The organism is Aeromonas sp. s11, from assembly GCF_040907945.1.
In the GTDB taxonomy this organism is placed as follows: domain Bacteria; phylum Pseudomonadota; class Gammaproteobacteria; order Enterobacterales; family Aeromonadaceae; genus Aeromonas; species Aeromonas veronii.
The window spans coordinates 90747-110530 of sequence record NZ_JBFOCU010000051.1; the positions used below are offsets into that span (position 1 = coordinate 90747).

At 56.9% G+C, this 19784-nt stretch carries 22 protein-coding genes; 7 read left to right on the forward strand and 15 right to left on the reverse strand.

Going from position 1 to position 19784, the window contains the following annotated elements:
* Positions 1-106 precede the first annotated feature (106 nt).
* Together AB5Y84_RS14045 and AB5Y84_RS14050 are read right to left on the reverse strand one after the other, a co-directional pair.
* Complete coding sequence (locus tag AB5Y84_RS14045; RefSeq protein ID WP_368177193.1) at positions 107-901, reverse strand: hypothetical protein; 795 nt, start codon at positions 899-901, stop codon at positions 107-109.
* A 154-nt stretch (positions 902-1055) separates the two neighbouring features.
* The gene (locus tag AB5Y84_RS14050; RefSeq protein WP_368177194.1) at positions 1056-1484 is read right to left on the reverse strand and encodes a VOC family protein; all 429 of its coding nucleotides are present in this window, start codon (positions 1482-1484) and stop codon (positions 1056-1058) included.
* A 482-nt stretch (positions 1485-1966) separates the two neighbouring features.
* Between AB5Y84_RS14050 and AB5Y84_RS14055 the strand changes: the two genes are divergently transcribed.
* Positions 1967-3142 carry an aspartyl protease family protein gene (locus tag AB5Y84_RS14055; RefSeq protein ID WP_368177195.1) on the forward strand — a complete coding sequence of 392 codons (1176 nt, stop codon included), beginning with the start codon at positions 1967-1969 and terminating at the stop codon, positions 3140-3142.
* Positions 3143-3180: 38 nt separating this feature from the next.
* On the opposite strand, the gene AB5Y84_RS14060 is transcribed toward AB5Y84_RS14055, so the two are convergent.
* Positions 3181-3777 carry an MliC family protein gene (locus tag AB5Y84_RS14060; RefSeq protein WP_368177196.1) on the reverse strand — a complete coding sequence of 199 codons (597 nt, stop codon included), beginning with the start codon at positions 3775-3777 and terminating at the stop codon, positions 3181-3183.
* A gap of 29 nt (positions 3778-3806) precedes the next feature.
* Between AB5Y84_RS14060 and AB5Y84_RS14065 the strand changes: the two genes are divergently transcribed.
* Positions 3807-4034: a hypothetical protein gene (locus AB5Y84_RS14065; protein ID WP_257725219.1), complete on the forward strand. Its 228-nt coding sequence runs from the start codon at positions 3807-3809 to the stop codon at positions 4032-4034.
* A 36-nt stretch (positions 4035-4070) separates the two neighbouring features.
* A complete protein-coding gene (locus AB5Y84_RS14070; RefSeq protein WP_368177197.1) occupies positions 4071-4451 on the forward strand; it encodes a hypothetical protein in 381 nt (126 codons plus the stop codon).
* A 131-nt stretch (positions 4452-4582) separates the two neighbouring features.
* Here AB5Y84_RS14070 and AB5Y84_RS14075 read toward each other — a convergent pair whose 3' ends face one another.
* The 6 genes from AB5Y84_RS14075 to AB5Y84_RS14100 all read right to left on the reverse strand — a co-directional run bounded on the left by AB5Y84_RS14075 (position 4583) and on the right by AB5Y84_RS14100 (position 9440).
* The gene (locus AB5Y84_RS14075) at positions 4583-4948 is read right to left on the reverse strand and encodes a DUF2061 domain-containing protein (protein ID WP_005335559.1); all 366 of its coding nucleotides are present in this window, start codon (positions 4946-4948) and stop codon (positions 4583-4585) included.
* A 520-nt stretch (positions 4949-5468) separates the two neighbouring features.
* Positions 5469-5960, reverse strand: coding sequence for a hypothetical protein (locus AB5Y84_RS14080; protein WP_157186963.1), 492 nt, complete (start codon positions 5958-5960; stop codon positions 5469-5471).
* Positions 5961-6232: 272 nt separating this feature from the next.
* Positions 6233-7024, reverse strand: coding sequence for an HNH endonuclease (locus AB5Y84_RS14085; RefSeq protein WP_368177198.1), 792 nt, complete (start codon positions 7022-7024; stop codon positions 6233-6235).
* A gap of 145 nt (positions 7025-7169) precedes the next feature.
* Positions 7170-7703: a transcriptional regulator gene (locus tag AB5Y84_RS14090; protein WP_257725222.1), complete on the reverse strand. Its 534-nt coding sequence runs from the start codon at positions 7701-7703 to the stop codon at positions 7170-7172.
* Between the two features lie 765 nt (positions 7704-8468).
* Entirely contained in the window at positions 8469-8897 is a 429-nt protein-coding gene (locus tag AB5Y84_RS14095) for a DMT family transporter (protein WP_139461017.1), read from the reverse strand.
* A gap of 9 nt (positions 8898-8906) precedes the next feature.
* Positions 8907-9440, reverse strand: a complete 534-nt coding sequence (locus AB5Y84_RS14100) for a DMT family transporter (protein ID WP_368177199.1) — start codon at positions 9438-9440, stop codon at positions 8907-8909.
* Positions 9441-9474: 34 nt separating this feature from the next.
* On the opposite strand from AB5Y84_RS14100, the gene AB5Y84_RS14105 reads away from it, so the two are divergent.
* Positions 9475-10368 (forward strand): LysR family transcriptional regulator, encoded by an 894-nt coding sequence (locus tag AB5Y84_RS14105; protein WP_005335548.1) that lies wholly within the window; start codon positions 9475-9477, stop codon positions 10366-10368.
* A 289-nt stretch (positions 10369-10657) separates the two neighbouring features.
* On the opposite strand, the gene AB5Y84_RS14110 is transcribed toward AB5Y84_RS14105, so the two are convergent.
* From AB5Y84_RS14110 to AB5Y84_RS14120, 3 genes are read right to left on the reverse strand one after another with little or no spacing between them, the layout of a single operon-like run.
* Complete coding sequence (locus tag AB5Y84_RS14110; protein WP_043821648.1) at positions 10658-11512, reverse strand: 23S rRNA (adenine(2030)-N(6))-methyltransferase RlmJ; 855 nt, start codon at positions 11510-11512, stop codon at positions 10658-10660.
* Positions 11506-11967 carry a DUF2390 domain-containing protein gene (locus tag AB5Y84_RS14115; RefSeq protein ID WP_257725224.1) on the reverse strand — a complete coding sequence of 154 codons (462 nt, stop codon included), beginning with the start codon at positions 11965-11967 and terminating at the stop codon, positions 11506-11508. The genes AB5Y84_RS14110 and AB5Y84_RS14115 overlap by 7 nt, the downstream gene beginning before the upstream one ends.
* Positions 11960-13870, reverse strand: a complete 1911-nt coding sequence (locus AB5Y84_RS14120) for an ABC transporter ATP-binding protein (RefSeq protein WP_265061457.1) — start codon at positions 13868-13870, stop codon at positions 11960-11962. The genes AB5Y84_RS14115 and AB5Y84_RS14120 overlap by 8 nt, the downstream gene beginning before the upstream one ends.
* Before the next feature lie 154 nt (positions 13871-14024).
* Here AB5Y84_RS14120 and AB5Y84_RS14125 point away from each other — a divergent pair, with 154 nt between their 5' ends.
* The gene (locus tag AB5Y84_RS14125; RefSeq protein WP_368177200.1) at positions 14025-14438 is read left to right on the forward strand and encodes a CBS domain-containing protein; all 414 of its coding nucleotides are present in this window, start codon (positions 14025-14027) and stop codon (positions 14436-14438) included.
* Positions 14439-14553: 115 nt separating this feature from the next.
* On the opposite strand, the gene AB5Y84_RS14130 is transcribed toward AB5Y84_RS14125, so the two are convergent.
* From AB5Y84_RS14130 to AB5Y84_RS14140, 3 genes are all read right to left on the reverse strand, one after another.
* On the reverse strand, positions 14554-16215 hold the full coding sequence (locus AB5Y84_RS14130) for a hypothetical protein (RefSeq protein ID WP_368177201.1): 1662 nt from the start codon (positions 16213-16215) through the stop codon (positions 14554-14556).
* A 168-nt stretch (positions 16216-16383) separates the two neighbouring features.
* Complete coding sequence (locus AB5Y84_RS14135) at positions 16384-16851, reverse strand: hypothetical protein (RefSeq protein WP_368177202.1); 468 nt, start codon at positions 16849-16851, stop codon at positions 16384-16386.
* A gap of 54 nt (positions 16852-16905) precedes the next feature.
* Positions 16906-18282 carry a PLP-dependent aminotransferase family protein gene (locus AB5Y84_RS14140; protein WP_368177203.1) on the reverse strand — a complete coding sequence of 459 codons (1377 nt, stop codon included), beginning with the start codon at positions 18280-18282 and terminating at the stop codon, positions 16906-16908.
* A 116-nt stretch (positions 18283-18398) separates the two neighbouring features.
* On the opposite strand from AB5Y84_RS14140, the gene AB5Y84_RS14145 reads away from it, so the two are divergent.
* The gene (locus tag AB5Y84_RS14145) at positions 18399-18995 is read left to right on the forward strand and encodes a LysE family translocator (protein ID WP_368177204.1); all 597 of its coding nucleotides are present in this window, start codon (positions 18399-18401) and stop codon (positions 18993-18995) included.
* Positions 18996-19120: 125 nt separating this feature from the next.
* Entirely contained in the window at positions 19121-19711 is a 591-nt protein-coding gene (locus tag AB5Y84_RS14150; RefSeq protein ID WP_040068358.1) for a LysE family translocator, read from the forward strand.
* The last annotated feature ends 73 nt before the right edge of the window (positions 19712-19784 follow it).

Genomic DNA, 19784 nt, shown 5'->3' on the forward strand with positions numbered 1-19784 from the left:
GATAAAGAGTCCGTATAAAGTTGGTCTCTAAAGACAATTGATACTATCAAGAAATATTGTTATCGCGAGCGTCCGATTACGCTTCGCTAATCGAACCAACGGGTTCTTATGGAGTCCCGCAGACTTCAACATGTTTTGGTACCCACCATTCTTTACAAAGGCGCGGTTTCAACGAAAAAAAGTAGTCGCCATTGACTGCCATTATTTTCTTTTCACAGTATTTTTTATTTTTCATAGTGTTATGAAGCTCCTTCCAACACTTTGATCCTTTCATATTGGTCTGCATCCATTTATCCGAACGAGGCGATATAACCGGAACTTGTATATCTAAGGCACATAGAGAGTATAAAAACTGGCCATTTGATAACTTTATAATTTCTTGCGAATTACTTCGAGGATTGACAAAATTCCACCCTAGCAGCCAATAAGGAAACGGTTTATCTTTTTTCGACCAAACATCAGATAAGAAACTAGCCGTCACTTCAATGATCTTTGAACCAGTTAATGCTTCAAGTGTTTCATATTCATCTATTTGAGTTAACTTAGGATGTATTAAGCCACAGCGAACATCATAGAAGAGGTTGATGTGCTTCATGACTCCCGGCGAATACTTCAAACTACTGTCGCTTCCTAAAGCATCTTTAGGCCAATTTTGTAGCTTTTGACTAAATTTCGTACTCTTTATCAAGCTTAATATTTCGTTATCCTCAGTATGTAACTCTCGCAATTCTTCTGTTTTCAAATGATTGAGGAAAGCTTCAATACACGAAATTGAAAAATAAACAGCAGATGTCACATGATGAAGCATACTTTCTTCATGAGGAGCCCTGTCACTATCAGTAGCCTCTCTATACATCGAACAATAATTTTTAAATACAGGATCAAGATTCCAAGGATTCATTTAACTCTCCCCGTTCGTAAAAGAATTTAACGCCCGCCTAAGGGACTGACAACGCATACAGAGATACCTTGGACACCCATCTTTTGGGTTCGGGCTATGCTACGCCTTGCTCAAAAAGGTGGGCAAAAAGGTGGGTGTCCCAGATTTGTTAGTCTCAAAAAGTAATTACTACAGATCCCGCACTACGCTTTGCCTCACCGTGATAAACCGCTTCGATATTATTGCCATCCGGGTCGAGGACAAAGGCGGCGTAATAGCCGGGGTGATAATTACGCTCGCCGGGGGCGCCGTTATCTTTGCCGCCGTTAGCCAATGCGGTTTGATAAAAGCGATCAACCATGGCGCGATCTTTTGCCTGAAAGGCGAGGTGGTGGCGACCGGTCAACACCCCCAGCGCGGCGGGACTATCGACAGAGGTGACAAACAGTTCGTCTGCCCAGAAGTAGCCCTCACCTGTGCCGCCCAGCGGAATATCGAGGGTGGTGAGAATGGCCGTATAAAATCGCTGGCTGGCGACCAAATCTTTGACCACCAGCTGGATATGGTCGATCAAGCGACCACGATGCAGGGTTTGTGTTTCCATACACCACCTTGATTTGCATGTTGTGGATGAGTCAGTGGCTTGCCGGTCAGTTTGTTTGGATCAAAAAGGGACCGAGCGAGATATGGCATGGCTACCGCCCCTGAATTTCAGCTTCCAGTCTGCTGCGTTTCACCAACGGGATGGGGTTGGCATGGCTCATGGGAGACTCCGACGAGGCAAGTGTTGCCAAATGGCAATATTAACCATGGCGCTGTGGAGAGAAAGCTCAATATTGAGATTTTCTGTGCAAGATCAATAAATTAATCAAATCTCACCAACGATTGATGACGCGCCGAGATAGCGTGAACAACCATTCTTGAACTATCTCCATAGAATATTCATGGCCATATCCCGCTTGAACCAGCATAAAACTCTTTGTTATTGTCCACCTTCCCCGCTGAAATAGCTTATTTATCTATAAATCAACAAGATAGCATTATGTGGTGGCGTCGCGGGGGCATCTGCTATCGGGAAGGAGAGTTATGAAGTCGCAGTTCAAAGTGGCGCTGGCCATGTTGGCCCTGTTCGTCGTCCAAGGCTGCACAGCCCCGGATTCATCCACCAAGCGCAATGCACCCGGCCCGGTGCTGACAGTGCATTACGAAAGCGCCCCCCTGATCCCCGTCACCATCGCCGGTGAGCAGTACCAGTTTTTGCTCGATACCGGGGCCAGTATCACCTTTATCGATCGTCGCCTGGCCAGCCGCTTCAAGACGCTGACCTTAAGTGAATTGCCCAGGGCCTATCAGGCTGATTTTGCCACTGTGAACAGCGTTTCGAGCCAACTGGGCAGCGAGCAGCTTGGCTTTGTTGAGCCGCAACCCTTCTCGGTGGGGTCGGTCACCATTGAGGACAGCGATCTGTGGGCAACTATTGATTTCGATCTTTTCTCCCAGTCTCTTGGCAGCCGTATCGATGGCATCCTCGGGATCGACACCATCCGCCGTTTCAACTGGGTGTTTGATCGCGACAAGCATCAGCTCACAGCTTTGCTGACGGCACCGTCGGCTGCCATGTTCGAGCGTTGCATCGGCTATGAAGATAGCTACAACCGCTCCCCGGCAGTGTATCTGACCCATGGCGAGAGCAGCGTGCGCATGTATCTGGATACCGGGGCCGATCAGAGCTATGCCGACCATGCCTTTATCGACTTTATGGCCAGTCAGAAGGCGATCTCTGGCGAAGATGCGATGCCACGCAAAGGGGTGGACGCCAGCGGTATGGTGGAGGGGCGTGAACATATCCTCACCGGCCTGCACTTTGATGAGCGCCAGCTCGGTGAGCTGCGCGTCTCGGAAAACAGCAATGAGCAGTATGGTCTGGGGCTGGATTTTGTTAACCGCTTCAATCGCTTTGCGATCATGCCCGGGCGGATGATGCTCTGCTACGACGCCGACAGCCTGGCGCGCAAAGTGCCGCCAATCCTGCGCAATATCGGGGTGCGTTTTGATGGCGAGCATTTGCAGGTCTACTACAGCGACGAACGGGATCTTGCCCCCTATGGTCTGGCCAACGGCGACATTCTGGAGCAGATCAACGGGGTGGCTTATCGTCCCCTCGAGATCGACAAGGTGCGTGAGCTGCTCAGCACCAGCAAGCCGAGGTCGCTCAAGTTGCGGATTGTGCGGGAAGGAAAACCGCTGGATATCGCCATCTAGTCAAGGTGGGGCGGCAAGACGAGCCGCCCCTATGAGCGTCAGCCCTTGGTCGGATTTTCCATGCAGGTGAGGGTTGGCTGGCCGTAACGCTCCAGCGTGGCGTCGTCCCCCTTGGTGAAGAAGGTGAGGTTTTGCCCTTCATAACGAGCGCCGCTGGCGCTGGGGGCTTCATAGGCGAGCACTTGTTGCTGCTTGTCGCCCTCGCTCAGGTTGATCACCGCGGCGGGCAGCTTGGCATCGTTATAGAAGTAGGTAGAGAGCATGACGTTCTTGCCGCACTTGTAGTTGACCGGAGCCGGCACCATCAGCTGGCCGCCGCTGATCTGCAGTTCGGTGATCCGCAGCAGGTAGTTATCCTCCACACACTGGCGCAGATCTTGCCCCTTCCAGCAGTCGTTACGCCCCTTGATCCAGCCGCGCTGCATGGCGCGCTCGGTCTTGAGCTGCTCGGGAGAGAGCGCAGCAATCGCCTTGGGGTAGAGGGCCGCCAGTTCGTTATCAAGGGCGGCCAGTCCGGCATCCTTGCAGATCAGGGTTTCGACCGACCCGGAGGCTTTGGTGCAGTCAAAGGAAGGGGTTGCGGCGCTAGCCAGCAGAGGGGCAAACAGCAGGGCGGCAAGCAAGGTCTTGTTCATCGATAGATTCCAGCAATGAGGAGGGTGTTTTGGCCTACTACAGCACACTCTACAGAGCAATGCAGCAGGGGAGCCGAGCGCATTTTGCTCTGCAGCATATGCTGGCGACCGGTTTTGCCGCGCTACTCCAGTGGGGAAGGGAACTGTTGCTGGATGAGGCCGGCTTGTTTGAAAACTGGTCAGGAGTGGTCGCTATTTTGAGCATTCAGACAGGCCAGCAGCATTGTACTTTCACTCCTGTTCGAGAGGCGTGCTAGATTTGCGGCCTTTTCTTAATAACAAGAAGGTTAGCTATGTTCAGGTTGATGACGGGGGCCTTGCTGGCCATCATGCTGTCCGGTTGTGCTGCCATGTTTAACGGCACAAGTCAGCAGGTTTCCATTCGCAGTCAGGATCCCGATGCGGAGATCTACGTCAACGATATGCTGCTGGGCCACGACAATGTGCTCACCTCGTTCAAGAAGAAAGAGAATTACACCATCACGGTCAAGCGTGCGGATTGCTACTCGGTGACCGTGCCGGTTTCCAAGTCGTTCGATGCCACCACTCTGCTCGGGATCTTTGTCGATTTCGGCGTGGTCTCCATTCTGGTGGTCGATGGGGTCGGCACCGGCGCCTGGCAGAAGTTTGATCAAAATGCCTTTATCGTTGACCCCATCTGCAAGAAAGCCTGATCGTTATTGATGGGGCATCGGGTGATGCATCCAGATACAGATCTTTGCTGATGTGAAAAACCCGACACTCCTGGCCGGAATGTCGGGTTTTTTGTTGCCGCGATAAAGGGGGAGGCGGGTTGCCCGGTTGATCAGGCCAGCGCCAGTTGCTGACTGCGGGCGCGCCACAGCCGCTCGTGGAAGAAGAACACCACGGTGTTGATGGCCGGTTCGATCATCGCCATCACGCCGCCGGTGAGCAGCTCGCCGCTCAGCAGGAAGGCAACCCCGAAGGCCACCGAGAAGTGGACCACCGCGAAGCTGCTGGTCTTGGCCTGCAGGCTGTGCTTTGGTTTGAGCTTGTGCCAGCCAAGGTCATGAAAGTAGAAGGCGACCGTGTTGACGGCGGGCTCGATCAGGGCGATCAGGCTGGCTGTCAGCAGCTCACCGGTCAGCTGGTAGGCCACGGTAAAGGCGACACCGAAGTGCAGGATGGCAAAGCTGATGGTCTTTTTCATGATGGCGGCTCCCTCTGTTGATGATGAGAGTATCCGCCAAAATGAGGCTAAATGAAAACTATTCTCATCTATTGCCCGGATAGGGAAAACCTATCAACGGGCGAGTGGCCGGTGCTGTATCGCCTGGCGACTGGCGCACCGCAAGAGCGAGCATCCGGAGCAGAAGACCTTGGACACCCATCTTTTGGGTTCGGGCTATGCTACGCCTTGCTCAAAAGGGTGGGTGTCCCAGATTTGTGCAGATTTGTGTTTGAAAGTCACCAGAGTGCCATAGGTGAGCCCCAAGCCCATATTGTCAGAGAGACCTTGGACACCCATCCTTTGGGTTCTGGCTATGTTGCGCCTTGCTCAGAAAGGTAGGTGTTCCAGATTTGCCAGATTTGTCGCATCGATTTGAGCAACAACGCCGATTTAGTCTACAAATCCATCTGAAACAGCTATCGAGTTATTTAAAGGCATGTTTAAAATAAACTACGTTAGAAATAAAATATGGCATGTAAGACTTTACGGGATCAGAATTTTACTTTTCAAATAACCATAACACACAAAATGATATTGCGCCGAATATAGCAGGAATAAATAAAAATATTCTGATTAAGCGAATCAGCAATAATCTATAAACTACCCTCAACACATTCCAGACTAAAATTAAAGCAATAGATATATACGCTATTTTCATGCACCAAACTATTATTAAGTTGATATTTCTATACTCTGTGAAATCTCCCCCCCAAACTTCAAAGTAAATAAAGACATACGCACCAATGTTGTATGGTAATGTAAATATAGATTTTACGCCATGGATTAGATAGTAATAAAATGCTGCGACATAATTTAATGGCATGCTATGTACATGCCAATTTATTAAAAAATCCCAAAGTGAGGAAAGCACTGTGAAAGCAATAAGAGTTGCAGTTCCTAATATGTAAAGGAGGCCCAATCCGCTTAAATCCCTGCTCTCGTGTACCTCACCTTGGTATTCACCATCAGGTCCATATATCTTATATGACATATATTACACCCCTTTGAATCAAATTAAATGCTAAAGCTATTTCTGTTAAGTTAAGATCTGAACAAATTATATGGCGGTTAACTTGTTTAATTGCCATAAATAAAAAAATGAGATCTCATTTTATTTTGAGGGTCTCATAAAGACCCAGTTTTCATTTTTTCAACACTTGATGCAATGTCAGAAGACCTTGGACATCCATCTTTTGGGGTCGAGCTATGCTACGCCTTGCTCAAAAAGGTGGGTGTCCCAGATTTGTGCACTTTAACCGTTTATTATGCGATTTTTCCGTCTTCGATGATATCTCTTAATTCCTCTATCGATAAAGGAGGTCTTTTTGCATGTAGCATTCTATGACAATTCGTACAAACAGGGCGTAAATCCGTTGAGGGGTTAATTGTATGCTCACCTTTATATGTTGAAATAGGCTTCAAATGGTGCACTTCGATATATTTATCACCAAGTTTTCCATACACTTTACCAAACTCGAACTCACAAACATGACAACTATACCCAAATGTCATAATACATTTTTGGCGAGCTATTGGATTTCTATCGTACGTTGTAATAGTGACTTTCTTGGCTCTCCCTTCTTTATACTCAGGAATATCTCCCTTATGTTTACCAAACTCGATTAGAGTTCTTTTTTCTAGCATTTTACAGATGGAGTCTGCATATTCTTTCGGAATATAAACACCACCACTTTCTGGAGTCCACTTGAAGTCTGGATAGTTCTTTTCTAACTCTTTAAGAGATATAATTGGCTCATCAGACAGAGCTTTAAAGTCCAACAAAGCACGCAATGCCTTTCCTTTATCTTTAGCCTTAACAGGATCCCAATGTTCTAAGAGATCTGGTTTAGTTAATACGTAACCACATCCTATGATACCTTTAGGCTCTAAACCTAGCCGCATCATATAAAATTTCTCACCAACCTCAATTTGCTTCCTTTTACCAGAGCTCCAAATTTCTTGGTAACAACCATCCGTATTAACAGAGACAATGGCTTCCTTTAGATCATACCAAGCCCACTTTTGGGGGTTCCAAGTAAATAGATACGAATTCATTCATCAACCTTATAATCGCATAACGCCTGCCTAAGGGGCTGGCAACGCATTACACTAAACTCAAACGCAACAACCGTAACCACCACGGTTCATCGGGACTGGAAACGCCACGTGTTGACAGTCCCTCTTGAGGCGTTTGTTAGGCTTATGCCCAACGTATACCCATAAACTTATTAAGCGCTGTAACATGCTCTGGATACGCATATATCGAAACTTCTTCGATTCCTATAGCTTTAGCCACAGCGTATCGGTGATGACCACCTTGAAAAATAACTTCGTTATTCTCGACAGGTTTAATTATTGGTGGAGTAATGGGGTTACCCTCAGATAAATACACTATCATCTCAGCTAGTTTCGATTGGCAGCCAAGTTCCCATAACTCATCGCCATCTCGTCGACTGTAATGACACAAATGTTTATCAAACTCCAATAAGGGCATGTGACCGAGAACAAGTCCTTCAGGGAACATTTTTTCAAAATCAGCTTGCGTTAAACCGTCAAAGCAAAACTTTTGAGATTCCAACCGGTAGTCCCAGTTAAATTTTATTACTGGCCATTCTTCCGGTGGCTTATTGTATAAATATTTTGATTTGTTAAAAACTCGCTCATTTTCATCGGTTTCACGTCTATAGTGTTCAGCACTTTCATATCCCAATGCTTGGGCTAATTCATCACCCATTTCGTTAATATGTTCCTCTGATAAGCCTAACAGTGATTAGATAGAAGGCGGCACTAATCCGTTAGCAGAGCATTCCATATAACTCCGTAACATTTTCACTGCCGCCAAGTAAAAAAATCATTAAATCATAATGTTACAAACTTGTTCTCGTGCTGAGCGTATTCGCTTGACTTCCTCTTTTTGCGCCACCGTATACCACTGTATAAAAAATCAGTACTCAGGGCACTCTTGGCAAGCGCCGCCAGATCACGCCTGCGTGAGCAGGTCAGAAATAAAAATGGGGCCGTCACCATGTTGAGTCGGTCGTAGGCAACTCTTGCTTATCCATTCCATCCGGCATGGCTACCGCCCCTGAATTACAGCCTCCAGTCTGCTGCGTTTAACCAACGGGATGGGGTTGGCATGGCTCATGGGGTGACTCCTACGAGGCTTTGTTGCCAATCGGGTATATTAGCGGCGGGTAGGCGGAGGGAAAGGACCAGATGGCCGATTTCTGATCTGGATCGGCTAATTGGTCAATAAGACCTTGGACACCCATCTTTTGGGTTCGGGCTATGCTACGCCTTGCTCAAAAAGGTGGGTGTCCCAGATTTGCCATCCTCCCCCAAGGCCAAGAATCGCTATGGCAACCCCATGCTGATCACCGTCGAGGCCTTCTACGCCTAAGCTGCCTATGGCAACGATGCCCCGAGCAGGGGCGCGACCTTGCTATCCCAGAACACCGGCCTAGTGCCGGTGTTCTGCTTTTCAGGTGTCAGCGCCTGTTCAGGGGTGCGGCTTGCCCGCCTGCCAGCGTTGCAGTCCGGCACCGGCCAGCACCAGCAGGGTGCCGAGCAGATCGCTCCCCTCCAGCCGTCCGGCCAAGGCATCGAGCAACACGCCTCCCGCCAACTGGCCCGCGACGATGAGCAAGGCGCAGACCAGGGCCCCAACCCGGCCTATGGCCCAGCTGCTGATGGCAACGAACAGCGCCCCCAGCACGCCGCCGAGCAGCAGCCAGGGATCGAGCCCGGCCAGATTCCCCCAGGGTGCCCCCTTGAGGATGAGCAGGGCGCCGAGTAGCACGAAGCCGAGCAGGTGGTTGGCGAGGGAGGCCGTCATGGCGCCCCGGGCGCTGGCGAGGCGGCCATTGAGGGTACGCGACAGACTAACCGCCACGCCGTTGAGCAGTCCCAGCAGGATCAAGAGGGTCATGGTTCTCTCCTAACGCAGCACGATCAGCAGGGCGCCGATCATCACCAGCAGGGCGGCGAGCATGTCCTTCCCTGATGGGCGGCGGCGAACCAGCCCGAACCAGCCTCTGGCGTCGCACAGGGCGCCAAACAGCAACTGGCCCAGCAACAGCAGGGCGAGGGTGCCCGCCATGCCCAGCTGCGAGTTGAGACACAGGGCCGCCAGCACCACAGTGAGCGCCCCCGGCAGGCCGCCAAGCCACGCCCAGGGCGGAGCAGACTGCGGTCCCTGGGGTCGTCGGGCCAGCCACCACAAGAGCGCGGCCACCAGGCTGCCGACCCCGTGGGCGAGCCAGCTCGCGAGCCATGGATCGGTGGCGCGGGCCAAGGCACCGTTCTGGGCGATCATCAGCGCCAGCAGCAGGCCAGCGGCGAAGGCGGCCAGGGCGCCGATTGTCTGGAGGCGTCCTGGGCGGCGGTCAATAAGAGGGGGGATCATGGGGTAACTCCTTGGTTGAACAGAGGAGTAGGGTAAATTGTTTTTGATATGGGGATAATCTACCATTTATGAACAATATTGTTTCTATATTGAGAACAACATGAACCAAGATGCCTTCGCCCTGCTCCCCGCCTTCGTCGCTGTGGTGGAGGCAGGTACTTTCTCCGGCGCCGCCCGCCAGCTCGGCCTCAGCAAGTCGGTACTGAGCAAGAAGGTGAGCCAGCTTGAGCAGCAGCTCGGTTGCCAGCTCATCTACCGCACCACCCGCTCCCTCACCCTGACAGAGGCAGGGGAGCGCTACTTCGAGACGGTGCACCATGCGGTGCGTCTGGCCCGTGACGGGGAAGATGCCATCGGCGCCCTGCAGTCGGCGCCGCGCGGCCTGCTGCGAGTGACGGTGCCCATGGTCTATGGCCGGCGCCACATAGCCCCCCTTATCCCCGAATTTCTCGCCCTCTATCCCGAGCTGCAGTTGCAGCTGGAGATGAGCGACGCCCAGCAAGATCTGGTGGCCGAGGGGTTCGACGTGGCGGTGCGCATCGGCGAGCTGGAAGATTCAAGCCTGGTCGCCCGCCGCCTAGCCCCCTGTCACAGCACCCTGTGCGCCGCCCCCACATACCTAGCGCGGGCCGGCACGCCCCGTACCCCGGCCGATCTCGAGGCCCACAACTGCCTCTTCTACTCCCTGTTTCGCGGCGGCACCCAGTGGCGCCTACAAGGCCCGGAGGGAGAGGTTGCCATCACCCCGCGGGGCAACTTCGAGGTCAACAACAGCGACGCCATCCACACCGCGCTGCTGGCAGGGCTCGGCATTGGCAACATGCCGGACTTTATCGTGGAGCGGGATCTCGCCACCGGCCGGCTGGTGCCCCTGCTGCCAGGCTATGCCCTGCCCGAGCACGGCATCTGGTGCCTCTACCCCCGCCGTCGCCACCTGCCCGCCAAGGTGGAGGCCTGGCTGGCGTTTCTTCACGAACGCTTGGCTCTGCGCTAGGGGGCACGGGGATAACCGAAGCGGTTCACGTTTTTTTCATCTGGAAAGGAGTAGAGTAGGCCATTACCAAGCGCCTGTTTTAATTGAAAAAGGCTCCAGAGAGGCATGCCATGGCATCGCACCTCTCACCCTAGGGAAGGTGCGAACAAGTCCCTGATAAGCAGTAGCGGGTAAAAACAAGAAGCCCCTGAACGGGGCTTCTCTTTGCTGGCCATGCCGCCACTGTGAACGGCTTGGGTGAGCGACTTGCTGGCGCCTTGGCCGGGCGCCGGAGCGAGCTGGTGCTGGCCTACTCTTCGACCTTGTTGAGCCACTCGACCTTGTACTGGGCGCCGGCGCCTTGCGCCAGCTTGGCACAGAGCGGTTTGAGGAAGGCTTCAATCTGCTCGTCCAGCATCCAGGGCGGGCTGATGATCAGCATGCCTGAGCCGTTCATTCCCCAGTCGGCAGTCTGACCGGCCACTTCCAGCTCGGCCACCAGGACGTTGCCGAAGTTCTCGCGCTTGATGGCGCGCAGCATGTCGCGGGATTTGTCCGCCTCTTGCCCGAGGATCGGATACCAGAGGGCGTAGATGCCGGTTGCCCAGCGTTTTTGCGCCTTTTTCAGGGTGTCGACCACGGCGAAGTAATCTTCTTTGAGCTCATAGGGCGGGTCGATTAGCACCAGCCCGCGGCGCGGAGTCGGCGGCAGCAGGGCGATCAGCCCCTCGAAGCCGTCACGGTGGTGCACGGCGACGCGGGGGTCATAGCCCATGTTGGCGCGCAGGTCTTCGACCTCGTTGTTGTGCAGCTCCATCAGCGCCAGCTTGTCCTGCTCGCGGGTGAGGCGACGGGAGAGCTCCGGCGAGCCGGGGTAGTAGTGCAGCTCGCCGTTCTGATTCATCTCCTCGATAACACCCAGATAGGGGGCCATGGCAGACCACTGGGCCCGCTCATCCCACAGGCGGCCGATGCCGTCGGCATACTCGGCCTTTTTCTGGGACCAGTCGCCGCGCAGGTCGTAGAGACCGCCACCGGCATGGGTGTCCAGCACGATGAAGGGTTTCTCCTTCTTCTTGAGGGACTCGATGATCAGGGCCTGAACGGCGTGTTTCAGCACGTCGGCATGGTTGCCGGCGTGAAAGGCGTGGCGGTAGCTCAGCATATTAGATCTCTGAGGGGGCCCTGCTGGGCACCCAGTAACGATAGATAGTTCAACAAATTGCGGCTGTTGCCGCGAAACAGGGAGAGGCTGCGCAGGGTCTGCAACAGGACGCCCTGTTGCAGCCGCTCCAGCTCCAGTTCGTGGGCCAGCATCGACTGATACTGCTGTTCGTCGAGTCGCGTCTTGGCGCTCTGGCGCAGGGCGCGCCACGGGGTCAGCACCGCTTCGGTCTGCACCAGCGCCGGTTGCAGGTCGGTGAGATCGACCACGATGCCGAGCTGATCGAGCCGGTGCAGCAGCAGCGCCAGATTGACGTTGCCCCCCTGCTCCTGCACGGTGAGCCAATCCTGGCTGCGCTCACCATAGACCTTGCCGCTCCAGTACCAGAAGCCGATCGGCGTCGGCAATTCGTGGACCGCGACCCGCTCGCTAGCCATCAGCTGTTCGTCACGCAAAGAAGGCTTGCTCCATGGTTTCCAGCTCTTCGGAGAGGCTCATCCACTCCAGCTCCACCTCTTCCAGTTGCTCCTTGAGGGGGCCCTGGGATTTGAGCAGTTCGGAGAGCTTGGTTTTAGCGCTTTCTTCGTAGATGGCGGGGTCGGCCAGCTGGCTCTCGATGTCGGCCAGCTTACCCTGCAGCTTCTCCATGCTCGCTTCGAGTTTTTCGAGCTTCTGGCGCAGGGGACGGGTTTGCTGGCGGAACTCCGCCTCGCGCCGCTTCTGATCCTTGCGCGCTACCGCCGAGTTGGCAGAGACAGGGCCATCCGCCGGTTTGGCGTTAGCCTCTTTCTCCTGCTCGCCGAGCCACTTGTGGTAGTCGTCCAGATCGCCGTCGAACGGCTCGACCCGGCCACCGTGCACCAGATAGAAGTCATCTGTGGTGGTGCGCAGCAGGTGACGGTCGTGGGAGACCACCACCATGGCCCCTTCGAAGCCTTGCAGCGCCATGGTGAGGGCGTGGCGCATCTCCAGATCCAGGTGGTTGGTCGGTTCATCCAGCAGCAGGAGGTTCGGCTTTTGCCAGGTGATCAGCGCCAGCACCAGCCGCGCTTTTTCACCGCCGGAGAAGGGGGCTACTTTGTCGAGCGCCTTGTCACCGTGAAAACCGAAGCTGCCCAGATAGTTGCGCAGCTCCTGCTCGGTCTTGTCCGGCGCGAGGCGGGCCAGATGATCGAGCGGGGAATCGTCGAGACGCAGGGTCTCCAGCTGATGCTGAGCGAAGTAGCCGATGCTCACCCCGGCGCTCACTTCGAGCTTGCCGGAGAGCGGCGGGTTGGAGCCCGACAGCATCTTGATAAAGGTCGATTTACCGGCGCCGTTGCGACCGAGCAGACCGATACGGGAACCCGGTACCAGATTGAGTTTGATCTTCTCCAGGATCACCTTGTCGCCGTAACCGGCAGAGAGGTTCTCCATGGCGATCAGCGGGGTCGGCAGGGCCGACGGCTCGCGAAACTCGAAGCTGAATTCGGAGTCGGCGTGGGCGGGCAGGATCTTCTCCATCCGCTCCATGGCTTTCAGGCGGCTCTGTGCCTGGCGGGCCTTGGAGGCCTTGTAGCGGAAGCGATCCACATACGCCTGCATGTGGGACATCTCCCGCTGCTGCTTCTCGTACATCGACTGCTGCTGGGCCAGATGTTCGGCGCGCTGCAGTTCGAAGTCGGAGTAGCCGCCGGTGTATTCGTTGAGCTTGCCGTTCTCGATATGGATGATGCGGCTGATGACCGAGTCGAGGAAATCGCGGTCGTGAGAGATGAGCACCAGCGTGCCCTGATAGCCCTTGAGCCACTTCTCCAGCCAGATCACCGCATCGAGATCCAGGTGGTTGGTCGGTTCATCGAGCAGCAGCAGATCGGAGCGGCAGAGCAGCGCCTGGGCGAGGTTTAAGCGCATGCGCCAGCCACCGGAGAAGCTGCGCACCGGCGAGCTGAGCTGCTCGTCGCTGAAACCGAGGCCGTGCAGCAGCTCGGCGGCGCGGGCGCGAATGCTGTAAGCGCCGATGGTATCGAGGCGACCGTGCAGCTCGGCCACCAGCAGACCATTGTCATCCTGCTCGGCTTGCGCCAGCTGGGCTTCCAGCGAACGGAACTCCTTGTCGCCGTCGATCACGTACTCGAGCGCGGAGCAGTCGAGCGCCGGGGTCTCCTGCGCCACGCCCGCAATCTGCCAGCCAGCGGGCAGGCTGAAGGTGCCGCTGTCGATGGCCAGCTCGCCCCGTACCAGTGCAAAAAAGGTGGACTTGCCACAGCCGTTTTTGCCCACCAGACCCACTTTGTGGCCGGGGTGAATGGTGGCGGAGGCGTTGTCCAGCAGCTTGCGGCCGCCGCGGATCAGTTCGATTTGACTGGCAACTATCATGGGTGGGATCTGCTTGCTCAAAATGGAGGAGAAAAACTGGCGCGGATCTTACGTGAAATGACGCTGATTTGCACTGTAGCGAAGGGCTGGTCACTGGCTGGCGCTGCAAAAACATGCCATAACAGAGAAACCAGTTTGGTTACGGGAGGTTAGCATGCATATCAGGGATATTATGACGACCCGGGTCGCCACCGTTTCAATGGATGATCGACTCCGAGTCATCAAGGATATCTTCGAGCAGGCACACTTTCGCCACCTGCTGGTGCTGGAAGAGGAGGAGCTGGTGGGGGTCATCTCGGATCGGGATCTGTTCCGTGCAATCAGCCCCTATCTCGACTCCGAAGCCGAGATGAGCCGCGATACCGAAACCCTCAACAAGCGGGCCCACCAGATCATGAGTCGTCAGCTCGTCACCATCGCTCCCCATCTCACCGTGCGCGACGGCGTCAAGCTGATGCTGGAGAAGGGGGTCTCCTGCCTGCCGGTGCTGGAGAATGGCGCCCTGGTCGGCATTATCAGCTGGAAAGATTTTCTCAAGGCGGCGCTGGAGAGTGACGCGCTGGTTTGAGCCCAACGCTCATCGCCATCAGCTGACAGAGAACAAATAGAGAGAGGGGAGCCAAGGCTCCCCTCTCTCTATGTTGGCTTTGCCGACAATGCCGGTTTGCACGCCGCTGGCATCATCATGGCTCGGGCTGCCCTGCGACAAGGCAGGAGGGGCCGCTGCCGGAGAGGTGCGGCTGCAGATGAGTGCGGATCTCCTGCAGGGTGCGCTGGTACTGCTGGGCATGTTGATCGAGAAACGCGGGGCTGTGCTTGAGGCGCCGCTCCAGGGTATCAACCAGCAGCGCCACCCTGGGGGCCGCCATACCCGCAGGCCAGCAGTGTTGCAGCAGCTCCAGCAGTTGCCAAGCATCGCCCGGCAGGGCGGGGAACTCCTCAAGCAGTTGCAAGCCCGCTTGCAGGGCAGTCTGATACTGGCTGGCCTGCATCGCCTTGTGGCGCAGCTGGCGCAGTTCGTTCAGCCGTTGTTCTCTTGCCGTCAGGCGCTTGCCCAGCTCGGCCACCAGATGGTGGAACAGCTGGCGGGTGAGCGGGTGGGGTGCCACCCTGACGCGGTATTGGGTCAGCTGGGTCAGGTAACGCTGGGCGTGGTGGGGCAGGCCGCAGAACTGGCTGACCGCAAAGCCGAGCAGCAGGGTGAGGTGGTTGTCGCTCCCCTCATCCGGCTGGTGGTGGGCAATCAGGATCAGCGCCTCGTCAAAGCGGTACTCCAATCCCTTCATCAATGCCTCCAGCAGCTCATATTCGTGGGGTTGCAGGTGGACGGTGCGTTTGAGGTGCTCCCACTCCTGTTGCAGGGAGCGGATCCGGTTGCTTGAGGGGGCGCGCCACAGCACCGCCAGACTGGCATTGAGCATGAAGCTGTCGATGGCGAGCCGGACGCGCTGCTCGCTGAAGTGGCGCAGGGTCAGGCTGTTGGCCTGCTCCAGCACCTTCTCCTCATCTTGCAGCACCAGCCCGAGCAACATCGCCAGCTGATGCCAGCGCGGCTGATGGGGGCGGATCTGCAGCAGCTCTCCCATGGTCTCCCAGGCCGCCAGCCAGTAATGCTGATGCAGCTGGCTGGCGAGTTGCAGCTCCAGCCGGGTGGCCATCGAGACGCTGGCCTGATGGCGCTGCAAGTCAGTCCGGGCGCTCTGCAATTTGCCGAGCCCCAGCATGGCGTAGAAGAGCCCGGCCCTTGGCCAGCTCGCCTGATACTCGTTGGCACAGAGGGCATAGTGCTGGGCGGCGGTGAGCCGCTCGGTCGATTGCAGCAGCAGGTAGCCCTTGAGTCGATCCAGCCAGGGGGTCAGCGAGCGATTCTCCCGTTGAAACAGCAAGTCTTCACAGAGGGCGGTAGCCAGTTGCCACTCCCGCAGCAGAATGGGGGCGGCCAGCGTACGGGTCAGGTTGCTTAACTTCACCAGCTGGCCGAGCACCGCGGTGAGCTGCTGGGTCATGAAGGGGAGGGGCAGATAGAGGGAGAAGTAGAGATCCGAGGGGAGAAACTCCTGCTCGCTCTGATCGGCATCGAGCAGCAGCAATACACAACCTGGTTGCAGCAGGCCGAGATAGTGCGCTTCGTGCAGCAGCCGGGCTCCGTCAAGATCCTGCTGCTTGTCCTGCTGACAGATGATGGCGTCGAAGGCGTGCTGTTGCAGCAGGGCTAGCAGGCCACTGCGCTCGTGGTTTGGATGACTGTGGTAGTGGATCCGGTCGGCGGGCACCCCCTGTTCGGTCAGTTCCCGGGTGATGGCGCTACGGATCAGGGGATCCTCTTCGAGCAGCAGTATCGTCATGCAGGTACTTCCTGTGAGCAAACCATTAGGTTGATTATGGTAGACCCAAGAGGAACATAGGCACAGCACTCGCTGAGTGAAAAGCTGACAGTAGCCAGCAGGGTGGTGGAGGGCGCACTATGGGCTGTTATTTCAATCGGTTATGCCATCTCTCAGGGCGGCAACCTGTTATTGCCGAGGGCGGGCCTGTGCCCCGAAGGGGCAGTCGCTCTGGCGGATCAGCCGCGACCCCTTGCCCTGTTCCCCCAGCCAGCTCAATTCCAGCTTGCCGAGGCGGCCCAGATGACGCAGCTCGAACTCGTAGCGTTGGCAGAGGTTGTCCTGGGGCAGGCTCGCCATCCCCGCTGGCAGTCGGTATTGATAGCGCAGGAGTGGCCCATCCTCCAGCGTGCTGGCCACCGGCACCAGCCCCTCTGGGGTGGGCTGCGGCGCCCTGAGTGCGCGGCGCAAACTGAGCGGCGCATCGATCGCCTTTTGATAGTGCAGGCCGTTCATCGCCGCCAGCTCCTCTTCCAGTCGTTGCAACTCCCCTTCCAATCCATTGAGTGCCGCCCCCAGCTGCTGGTGGGTCGTTGACGAGGCGCAGCCACCCAGCAACAGGGTGGCAAGCAGCAGGGCGGCTCTGATGGGGGGCACGGTATCTCCTTGGCAATGACGATGAAGCGTGAAGGTCAGGTCGGCTGGCCCTGACTATAGCAGGGGATTGCTGGGGGGCGTCCCCTGCAGCAGTTGCGCCAGACGGGCCAGCCCCTCGCCGACCCGGGCGTCGGTAGCGGGTTGGCTCAGGCTCAGGCGCACCCCCTGCGGAGCGGCAAACTGACCGGCGGCGAAGTGTTCCCCGCTCGCCACGCCAACGTCAAGGGCATCGGCGGCTGCAGCAAACTGCTGGCTGCGCCAGGGCTCAGGCAGCGGTAGCCAGGCGTGCATGCTGCCCGGCTGCCAGCGGGCGGCAGGCAGCAGGTGGCGCAGCAGTTCGCCACGGCGTTTGAGGATCTCCCGCTGCTGCTCGACCAGCGGCATGATCTGGCGCTGACTGACCATTTTGCAGGCCAGCTCGATCAGCAGCGGGCTCACCATCCAGCTCGACAGCCGCATGGTCTGGGCGAAGGCGCTGCGCAGGGCAGGGGGCGTCAGTACGAAGCCCACCCGCAGGCCGCCGCAGGCGATCTTGGCCAGACTGCCCAGATAGATGACCCGCTCCGGCGCCAGATTGACCAGAGGGATCACAGGTTGCTGGGGCAACAGGCCGTTGACGTCATCCTCGATGATCCGCAGATCGTGGCGACGGGCGATGGCGACGATGGCCTCCCGCCGCGCCAGACTCATGGTTGCGGTGGTGGGATTTTGCAGGGTCGGGGTGAGGTAGAGCAGCTTGGCCCGGCGGGTACGGCAGGCGGCGTCCAGCGCCTCGGGCAGCAGCCCCTCCTCGTCCATCGCCAGTCCCACCACCTGATTTTTCAGTTGGCGGGCGTTGCCCAGCATGCCGGGGTAGCTCAGCCCCTCGCACAGGATGGTTTCCCCCACGCAGCTGGTCGCCAGCAGCGCCAGCATGATGCCGTGCTGGGCGCCGTGGCTGAACAGCAGGCGATCCTCACTGCAGGCCACCCCTTGCTCCGCCAGCCAGTTGACGAACTGCTGGCGCTGATCCGGTCGTCCCGCTTCCTTGTCGTAGCCGAGCAGGGCGTTGAGATCCCCGTCCGCCACTTCTCCCAACATGGGGCGAATGATGGCCGCCCGATCCAGCTGTACCGGCAGGTTCTGCCACAGCTCGATGCGGTGCCCCTCCTCCTGGCGGATCACCCACTCATTGGCGGGATCCGTGTTCGCTCCCTTGACCCAGGTGCCGTGGCCCACCCGGGCGGCCAGCAGGCCGCGCCGCTCCGCCTCGCTGTAGGCGCGGGTGACGGTGCCTACGGTGACACCCAGACGATCCGCCAGGGATCTGTGGGTAGGCAATCGGGTCTGCGGTGGCAGCTCGCCATTCACGATCCCCTGTTCGATCGCTTTGACCAGCTTGAGGTAGAGGGGGCCATCGAAGGCCGCAAGGTCGGGCGTCCAGATTGTCATGGTGACAATAAATCCATTGATCCAAATTTACTGTCAATATAGCGTGAATTTCAACCTGATAACAATCAAATAGCTCACATTGTATCGATACAATGTGGCAAGTAAGGAGTCACAATATGACGATGGAGTGGTATGTCACCCTGTTTGGCTTTGCCGTACTCACCTGCGGTACGCCGGGGCCCAACAACCTGATGTTGACGGCTTCCGGTGCCAACTTCGGGGTGCGTCGTACTCTGCCACATCTGCTCGGGGTGGGGCTGGGGCAGCCGGTGTTGCAACTGGTGCTGGCGCTGGGGCTCTATCCGCTGTTCGAGCGCTGGCCCTTATTACGCCTCGGTTTGCAGATCTTCGGCAGCCTCTATCTGCTGTGGTTGGCGTGGCGTATCGCGGTGGCCGGGGCGCCGGGGGATCCGGCCCGTCGGGCCCGTCCGCTGACCATGCTGGAGGGGCTGGGCTTTCAGTTCCTCAATCCCAAGGCGTGGATGATGGGGATCTCCGCCATCAGTCTGTTCAGCCTGTCCGGCGCCAGTTACTGGTCGAGTCAGCTGGCGGTGATGGTCATGTTTGCGCTGGTGGCCCTGCCGGTCTGCTTTGTCTGGGTACTGTTCGGCCATCAGCTGAGCAACTGGATCAGCTCGGATCGGGGCTGGCGGCGACTCAACGGTTCTCTCGGCCTGCTGACGGCGCTCTGTGTGGTGATGCTCTGGTATTGAGCCGTGTTGCGCTGGAGGGGGAGGTGGCCTGGAATGAGGCATTTCTGACTTGTCGCCACGGGGTTGGCTCTGCATATTAGAAGGCTTTCCCCATAACGGGGGCGTTGCATCGACAAGAGGTTGAGATGGATCTGAACTGGTTACTGCCCCTGGCGGGGTTTGCCCTGGTTACCTGCGGCACGCCGGGGCCCAACAATATGTTGCTCACCAGCGCCGGGGCGGCGCAGGGTTTTCGCCGCACGATTCCCCTGCTGGTGGGGGTGGTAGGGGGGATCAATCTGATGATCCTCGCTACCGCGCTGGGGCTTGGCGTGGTGTTCGAGAAGGTGCCGCTGCTGCACGATGGCCTCAAGATTATCGGCTCGGCGTATCTGCTCTGGCTGGCGTGGAAGGTGGCGACGGCCAGCGGCCCGGCCGAGGGCAACCGTCCACTCATTCCCGCTCATCAGGGGGCCATGCTGCAACTGCTTAATCCCAAGGCATGGATGATGGCGCTCTCTGCCATCAGCGGTTTCACTCTGGCGGGGGAGGCTTACTGGCCCTCCGCGCTCTGGGTGCTGGTGATCTTCTTTATTACCGGCCTCTACACCGGGGCGTTCTGGGTGCTTTTTGGTGCCCAGGTGCGGCAAATCATTCGCACCGCCCGGGGCTGGCGGCGTTTCAATCTTGGCATGGGGCTGGCGACGGCCGCCTGTGTCGGGATGATCTGGATTTAGCCCGGGGTTGACCCGTGCCTTTACCGGCTGTCTTGTTGGCCCTGCGGGGCCTTTTTTATCTCGCCCGCGTGAC

Bases quoted from the DNA above. Each gene is read 5' to 3' on its own strand.
- AB5Y84_RS14045 (WP_368177193.1), bottom strand. From the start codon at position 901: ATGAATCCTTGGAATCTTGATCCTGTATTTAAAAATTATTGTTCGATG.
- AB5Y84_RS14050 (WP_368177194.1), bottom strand. From the start codon at position 1,484: ATGGAAACACAAACCCTGCATCGTGGTCGCTTGATCGACCATATCCAG.
- AB5Y84_RS14055 (WP_368177195.1), top strand. From the start codon at position 1,967: ATGAAGTCGCAGTTCAAAGTGGCGCTGGCCATGTTGGCCCTGTTCGTC.
- AB5Y84_RS14060 (WP_368177196.1), bottom strand. From the start codon at position 3,777: ATGAACAAGACCTTGCTTGCCGCCCTGCTGTTTGCCCCTCTGCTGGCT.
- AB5Y84_RS14070 (WP_368177197.1), top strand. From the start codon at position 4,071: ATGTTCAGGTTGATGACGGGGGCCTTGCTGGCCATCATGCTGTCCGGT.
- AB5Y84_RS14075 (WP_005335559.1), bottom strand. From the start codon at position 4,948: ATGAAAAAGACCATCAGCTTTGCCATCCTGCACTTCGGTGTCGCCTTT.
- AB5Y84_RS14080 (WP_157186963.1), bottom strand. From the start codon at position 5,960: ATGTCATATAAGATATATGGACCTGATGGTGAATACCAAGGTGAGGTA.
- AB5Y84_RS14085 (WP_368177198.1), bottom strand. From the start codon at position 7,024: ATGAATTCGTATCTATTTACTTGGAACCCCCAAAAGTGGGCTTGGTAT.
- AB5Y84_RS14090 (WP_257725222.1), bottom strand. From the start codon at position 7,703: ATGGGTGATGAATTAGCCCAAGCATTGGGATATGAAAGTGCTGAACAC.
- AB5Y84_RS14095 (WP_139461017.1), bottom strand. From the start codon at position 8,897: ATGACCCTCTTGATCCTGCTGGGACTGCTCAACGGCGTGGCGGTTAGT.
- AB5Y84_RS14100 (WP_368177199.1), bottom strand. From the start codon at position 9,440: ATGGTAGATTATCCCCATATCAAAAACAATTTACCCTACTCCTCTGTT.
- AB5Y84_RS14105 (WP_005335548.1), top strand. From the start codon at position 9,475: ATGAACCAAGATGCCTTCGCCCTGCTCCCCGCCTTCGTCGCTGTGGTG.
- AB5Y84_RS14110 (WP_043821648.1), bottom strand. From the start codon at position 11,512: ATGCTGAGCTACCGCCACGCCTTTCACGCCGGCAACCATGCCGACGTG.
- AB5Y84_RS14120 (WP_265061457.1), bottom strand. From the start codon at position 13,870: ATGATAGTTGCCAGTCAAATCGAACTGATCCGCGGCGGCCGCAAGCTG.
- AB5Y84_RS14125 (WP_368177200.1), top strand. From the start codon at position 14,025: ATGCATATCAGGGATATTATGACGACCCGGGTCGCCACCGTTTCAATG.
- AB5Y84_RS14130 (WP_368177201.1), bottom strand. From the start codon at position 16,215: ATGACGATACTGCTGCTCGAAGAGGATCCCCTGATCCGTAGCGCCATC.
- AB5Y84_RS14140 (WP_368177203.1), bottom strand. From the start codon at position 18,282: ATGACAATCTGGACGCCCGACCTTGCGGCCTTCGATGGCCCCCTCTAC.
- AB5Y84_RS14145 (WP_368177204.1), top strand. From the start codon at position 18,399: ATGACGATGGAGTGGTATGTCACCCTGTTTGGCTTTGCCGTACTCACC.
- AB5Y84_RS14150 (WP_040068358.1), top strand. From the start codon at position 19,121: ATGGATCTGAACTGGTTACTGCCCCTGGCGGGGTTTGCCCTGGTTACC.